At 35.0% G+C, this 4651-nt stretch carries 4 protein-coding genes; 2 read left to right on the top strand and 2 right to left on the bottom strand.

Annotated elements, in window-relative coordinates:
- The first annotated feature begins 115 nt into the window (after nucleotides 1-115).
- Entirely contained in the window at nucleotides 116-1201 is a 1086-nt protein-coding gene (locus tag PHP06_10580) for a substrate-binding domain-containing protein (GenBank protein ID MDD3840986.1), read from the top strand.
- 57 nt (nucleotides 1202-1258) lie between these two features.
- On the opposite strand, the gene PHP06_10585 is transcribed toward PHP06_10580, so the two are convergent.
- A complete protein-coding gene (locus PHP06_10585) occupies nucleotides 1259-2485 on the bottom strand; it encodes an ROK family transcriptional regulator (protein ID MDD3840987.1) in 1227 nt (408 codons plus the stop codon).
- A 400-nt stretch (nucleotides 2486-2885) separates the two neighbouring features.
- On the opposite strand from PHP06_10585, the gene PHP06_10590 reads away from it, so the two are divergent.
- Nucleotides 2886-3566 (top strand): cyclase family protein, encoded by a 681-nt coding sequence (locus tag PHP06_10590; GenBank protein ID MDD3840988.1) that lies wholly within the window; start codon nucleotides 2886-2888, stop codon nucleotides 3564-3566.
- A 50-nt stretch (nucleotides 3567-3616) separates the two neighbouring features.
- Here PHP06_10590 and PHP06_10595 read toward each other — a convergent pair whose 3' ends face one another.
- A complete protein-coding gene (locus PHP06_10595) occupies nucleotides 3617-4579 on the bottom strand; it encodes an LCP family protein (GenBank protein ID MDD3840989.1) in 963 nt (320 codons plus the stop codon).
- Nucleotides 4580-4651 lie beyond the last annotated feature (72 nt).

The raw sequence follows: 4651 nt of genomic DNA on the forward strand, positions 1-4651 counted from the left end.
TGTTAGTAGGTCTGATGTTCAGACAGCTTACTAAAAAGAATTAGGCGTTATTTATCAGACATGGTGATGCAAACATGTCTGTATAAATAAATAATAACAAATAGGAGGAATTAAAATGAAAGGTTTCAGATTTGTGATTGCTGTTGTTTTAGTGATTGCTTTTGCTTTAACATTAGTAGCTTGTGGACAGCAAGAAGCTACCGATAGTGATTCTAGCGGTACAGAACAAGAAACCCAAACAGATGATGAGCAAAAAGAAGGGGAAGATGAAGGAGACACAGAGGCATCAACTGAAAAAAAGGGTACTATAGCTGTTTTGACCTATGTGTCTGGTGTTCCGTACTTTGCTTGTGCCGAACAGGCTGCCATAGAGGCAGGAGAGAAAATGGGTTACGATGTTATTTATACAGGGACTCCAGAAGTTGACACTCCTAAATTGATCAGCCTTATACAAGATATGATTCATCAAGATGTTGATGCTTTGGTGGTAGCATCGGGCGACTCTACATCAGTGGTGCCAGTCCTTAAAGAAGCCAGAGATAAAGGTATTAAGGTTGTTACCTGGGACTTGGACATAGGAAAAGAAGGCCGTGATTGTTATGCCGGAATCATGGATCTAGCTGAACTTGGTGTACCTATGGTAGAAGAAATGGTTAATACTATTGGAGAAGAAGGTGAATTTGCCATAGTGACCGGAGTTCTTACCAACGAGTTTTTACAGGCAAGGATCAATAGGATCGAAGAATACATCGCTGAAAAATATCCTAAATTAAAGTGTGTTGCTATTGAAGGGATGGATGAGAACCCTGAAAAATGTTTTGCTGTTACACAGAACATTATAGCAGCCCATCCTAATATAAAGGCTATAATGAGCAATGTTTCTACTGGATTAGGGCCGATAGGTAAAGCTATCGAGCAGGAGGGCAAGATAGGTGAGATTTATGCTACCGGTCAATCTACACCCAACTTGGCAAAGCCTGTTTTCGAGAGTGGGGCGGCTAAAAGTGCAGTGCTTTGGGACCCTGCAGATTGGGCATCCTTTGCAGTTACCATCGCTGGAAATTTAGTAGATGGAGTAGATATGCCGGAAGGCAATCCCAATATAGAGGGATTTCCTGAGGCCACTCGAGAGGACGATATCTTTTATTACTGGGAAACTCTTGTATTTACAGAAGACAATGTTGACCAGTTTGATTTCTAAAAGAACAAAAAAGGACTGCAGATTTTTTAGCAGTCCTTTTTTAATATATAATTAAGATTAAATATCTCCACTTATCATCTGGTCTACAATTTTGGATAATGTAAAAGCAGCTATTGCTTTTATTATTTCTTGGGATTTTAACACCGGTTTTTCTACCTTTATATCTCTAGAGTATATATCGAATAATCTTTTTCTCATCTCTTCTACTGCACAATTATATACAAGGTCGCCTTTTTCTATTATTCCTCCTGATATTATAAGCCTATCAGGATCGAAAGAATTGGCGATATTGGCAAGGGCGCAACCTAAATATTTGCCAGCAGTGGTCAGCAGTGTATGGATTTCGATATCACCTTTTTCTTGGGCTTCATATAATGATTTTAAATCTAGGTTTTCCAGATCATTATCGATAATACTTGCTAATATAGGAGATTTGCCTTTTAATATAAGTTCTTCGGCATTTTTTAATATATTGTCTTCTCCGCAATATAATTCAAAACATCCCCTGTTTCCGCAGTAGCATTTAGGTCCGTCTGGTTCTAGAGTCATATGTCCGATTTCCCCGGCTATACTATGTTTTCCTTTTATCATCTTGGAATCGAAGAAGTTTACCATACCTATGCCCGGACTTAATGATATATATATAATATTTTTATCTTTTTCTTTATCGATATGTCTTGTTTCATATATGGATTTTACCCTGGCAATGTTTTCTAAAAAAGTAGGTATACCTAGAGCATTTTCAATTGTACCTTTGAGGGGGAGATTCATCCAGTTTAATAATGGTGAATATATAGATTCGTTGAAATTCACTATTCCGGGTATAGCTATCCCTATAGCGATTATCTTTTTATAGATTGAGTTGGGAGCCTTATCTATAAATTTTTTTATACTGCTTATTAAATTATTTACAAGCACTGTGCTTGTGTTTTGTTTATCAACTTTTAAGTTGATCTTTATGCTTTGCTTATCTATTACATTTCCCATCAGGTCTGAAATGTATAGATCGGTTGGGAAATAAGGGCTAGGTCGCACTCCTACGATATAGGCATATTTATTATTGAATTCTAATAGATTGGCCTTTCTGCCCAGCGTTGATTCATCCTTACCCCTTTCAACAATTATTTTTTTATTCAATAAATTTAATGTTAAATTTGTGATAGTTGCCGGACTTAATCCGGTTAAGGTAGCTAAAGAGGGTCTCGAGATAGAGCCATTTTGTATTATCAGCTCTAAAATTCTTTTTGTATTATTAACTTTTTCATTTAGTATTGCTGGATTCATACAAACACCTACTGTCTTTAAATATATATATTTATTATAATATAAAACAAGGCCAATTTCAATTGTTAATTCAAGTAATAAAATAGATTAGATTTATAGTGAGCACGTATCATGCCTAGTCTACAACTATTAATACGAATAAAAGTTCCAGCATTAATAATTAATTTAATCATTGAATTAATTATTGACATTGAGGTTTTTATATGCTAATATATTTTTATAAAACAACTATAAACTAACCATTATCGTTGATCTGTTCGATTAAACATGTATCCGTCAAACAAAATCCGACGATTTTATTTTCAAAATACCCGCCACTGATAACATATTTGTTCATCTATAAAATTAATACAGGTTGATTTTTTCTTTATGGAAAACGTTTAAAAAGAGGGATGTTGATATGTCGAGAGTAATTGATATTACAGGTATAATGCAAGAAGGCATGTGGAATTATGAGCCTCCGTTTCCAAAGTTTAAAATAAAACCCCTACCTAAGGTACCCTGGGTAGAAGGGGATGTGTTTTGTGAAATATTTGAAGGGATGCATTCTCAAACCGGAACATATCTCGAAACTCCGGCACATTTTTTTGGCAATGATAAATGTTATTTGTTAATAGACGTACCTGTAGAAAAGCTGCTGAATATAGATTGTGTTGTATTGAATATTGAACCTAAAAATCCGGACAATAGGTCGGGGAGGAGCAAGATCACCGTTGAAGACCTTGAAAAAAGTTCAAATAGTAAGTATATAAAAGAAGGCGATGCTATTCTTGTAGGTAATCATTGGGGCAAATATTGGATGGATCCTAGATTTTTAGATAATTCTCCATATTTTAGCTATGATGCTATGATGTGGCTTATAGGCAAAAAACCCTTTATACTAGGATCGGATATTGCACGTTGGGAGAATCTAGATAAACCTGAAGGGTTTTTTTCTGAATTTTATAAAGCGGATATTTTAATGTTAGCACCTTGTGTAAATTTAGAAAAGGTTACGCAGCCTAGAGTAAAACTTACGGTTTTACCTTTAAAAATACCCGGAACCAGTTCTACTCCTTGCCGTGCTGTAATTATTGAATAGTGGAAAGGAAAATATTTTAGAACATATAAAAAAGGGAACTTTGTACGAGTTTATCTTTCGAAGATAAACTCGTGTAAAAGTTCCTTGTTTTTTTCTATGTCAGGTACTAATACTGCCATTCCCCGTATTGATTGGGAGGTAAATGTATCGTCCACAGGTAGCCTGTATTGGTCTACATTACAATGTCTTAAGCTGTATCCTGCCATCCCAAGTTTGATCATTTCAGTTTTTGTAAGGCTGGTCTCTATATATGGGGATATATCATTTACAAGGCCTGGAATATCCATTATTGAGATGGCCTTTACTTTCTTAAATAGTTGACTTAACACATATCTTTGTCTTTCTGTTCTTTCATAATCGCTATTTCCCACATAGCGTATTCTAGAATATGCTAGAGTCTGATTTCCATCTAATACTTGTAGGCCTGGACCGCTTATAGGTGGTGAATCTGCCCTATCTTTTTCCAAACTGTTTATTCCTGAAAGATGCTTGTTCAAAATATTTACTTCATAAGGTTTTACTTCTATTTCCACCCCGCCCAGTCGATCTATTATTTTAGGCAGTCCAAAAAAATCCACTGTTACATAATCTTCTACGTCCATATCAAAGTTAGAATTGACAGTCTCGATTGCAAGATATGGTCCGCCAAATGCATATGCTGCATTTATCCTGTTCTCACCTTTTCCCGGTATAGACACATACATATCACGCATAAGGGATGTTAGTTTTACTTTATTATTTTTGGTATCTGCTGTTGCTATCATTATAGTATCCGATCTGGAGGCTTCTCCTTCTTGTCGTCTATCTAAACCGAAAAGTAGTACATTGGTTATTTTAGGTTCTATTTTTTCTATTTTATAATCCTCTTGTTTATATTTATCATCCTGTTCGATATTTGGTGAGTTTGTGACTATATTACTTTGTATCTTGTCTAGAATATTATACACATATAATACACCACAGGCTACCAATATCAATACTACACATAATATTATAGTTATTATCTTTTTCATTAAAAAATCCTCCCCAACTTGACATATGACTATTATTCTATATTTGAGAGGATTTGTCAATATATGTATACT

Source organism: Clostridia bacterium (assembly GCA_028698525.1).
Lineage (GTDB): Bacteria > Bacillota > Clostridia > JAQVDB01 > JAQVDB01 > JAQVDB01.